Annotated in this window: 1 protein-coding gene; it reads left to right on the top strand. The window is 61.4% G+C overall.

The genetic code is table 11. From position 1 onward, the window contains the following. On the top strand, positions 1-1,725 hold a 1,725-nt coding region (locus ABS917_RS18825; RefSeq protein WP_483316072.1), incomplete at both ends, for a beta strand repeat-containing protein.

Raw genomic sequence — 1,725 nt, 5'->3', positions numbered from 1 at the left:
CTGGAGTGACTGGAAACATCGGACCTACTGGAGCTACTGGTAATTCGGGGCCTACTGGGGCTACTGGGGCTACTGGGGCTACTGGTGACACTGGACCTACTGGACCAACAGGGGCCACTGGGGAAATCGGACCTACTGGACTGACAGGAGCTACCGGTGACACCGGGTCTACTGGACCAACAGGTGTCACTGGGGAAATCGGGCCTACCGGAGCGACTGGAGCTACTGGCAATACGGGACCTACTGGTGCAACAGGGACCACTGGGGAAATCGGGCCTACCGGTGAAACTGGCGCGACTGGTGACACCGGGTCTACTGGACCAACAGGTGTCACTGGGGAAATCGGACCTACTGGAGCTACTGGGGCTACTGGCAATTCGGGGCCTACTGGGGCAACAGGGGCTACTGGCGAAATTGGCCCTGCCGGTGCTACCGGAGCTACTGGCAATACGGGACCTACTGGTGCAACAGGGGCCACTGGCGAAATTGGGCCTGCCGGGGCAACTGGCGCGACTGGAGACATCGGTCCAACTGGCGCTACTGGGGCCACTGGTGATATCGGGCCTACAGGGGCCACTGGTGATATCGGGGCAACCGGCGCGACTGGAGTGACTGGAAACATCGGACCTACTGGAGCTACTGGTAATTCGGGGGCTACTGGGGCTACTGGTGTCACTGGGGAAATCGGGCCTACCGGAGCGACTGGCGCTACTGGCAATACGGGACCAACAGGCGCTACCGGCGAAACTGGACCTACTGGCGCAACCGGCACTACTGGCGAAATTGGCCCTGCCGGTGCTACCGGAGCTACTGGCAATACGGGACCTACTGGTGCAACAGGGACCACTGGGGAAATCGGGCCTACTGGGGCAACCGGGGCTACTGGAGTGACTGGAAACATCGGGCCTACTGGAGCTACTGGCGCTACTGGTAATTCGGGGCCTACTGGGGCAACTGGGGCAACTGGCGAAATTGGGCCAGCCGGGGCTACTGGTGCTACTGGTGACACTGGACCTACTGGCGCTACGGGAGCTATTGGCGAAATTGGCCCTGCCGGAGCAACCGGCGCTACCGGTGAGACCGGACCTACGGGTGCTACTGGTAATACGGGACCTACTGGTGCAACAGGGACCACTGGGGAAATCGGGCCTACTGGGGCAACCGGAGCTACTGGAGTGACTGGAAATATCGGACCTACTGGACTAACAGGTGCTACCGGCGAAACCGGGACTACTGGTGCAACAGGGGCCACTGGCGAAATTGGGCCTGCCGGTGCTACCGGGGTTACTGGTGATATCGGGCCTGCTGGAGCAACCGGCGCGACTGGCAATACGGGACCTACTGGTGCAACAGGGACCACTGGCGAAATTGGGCCTACTGGGGCAACCGGCGCGACTGGTGACACCGGGTCTACTGGACCAACAGGTGTCACTGGGGAAATCGGGCCTACTGGCGCGACTGGCAATACGGGACCTACTGGTGCAACAGGGGCAACTGGTGATATCGGGCCTACCGGGCCAACTGGGGCAACTGGTGATATCGGGGCAACCGGCGCGACTGGAGTGACTGGAAACATCGGACCTACTGGATTGACAGGAGCTACCGGTGAAACCGGGCCTACTGGGGCTACTGGCGCTACTGGAGACACGGGACCTACTGGTGCAACAGGGGCCACTGGCGAAATTGGGCCTGCCGGTGCTACCGGGGTTACTGGTGATATCGGGC

The sequence above is a fragment of the Solibacillus sp. genome (assembly GCF_040273735.1).
Lineage (GTDB): Bacteria > Bacillota > Bacilli > Bacillales_A > Planococcaceae > Solibacillus.
Note: the sequence above shows the minus strand (reverse complement) of the source record. Positions and strands in the feature narration are given on the sequence as shown.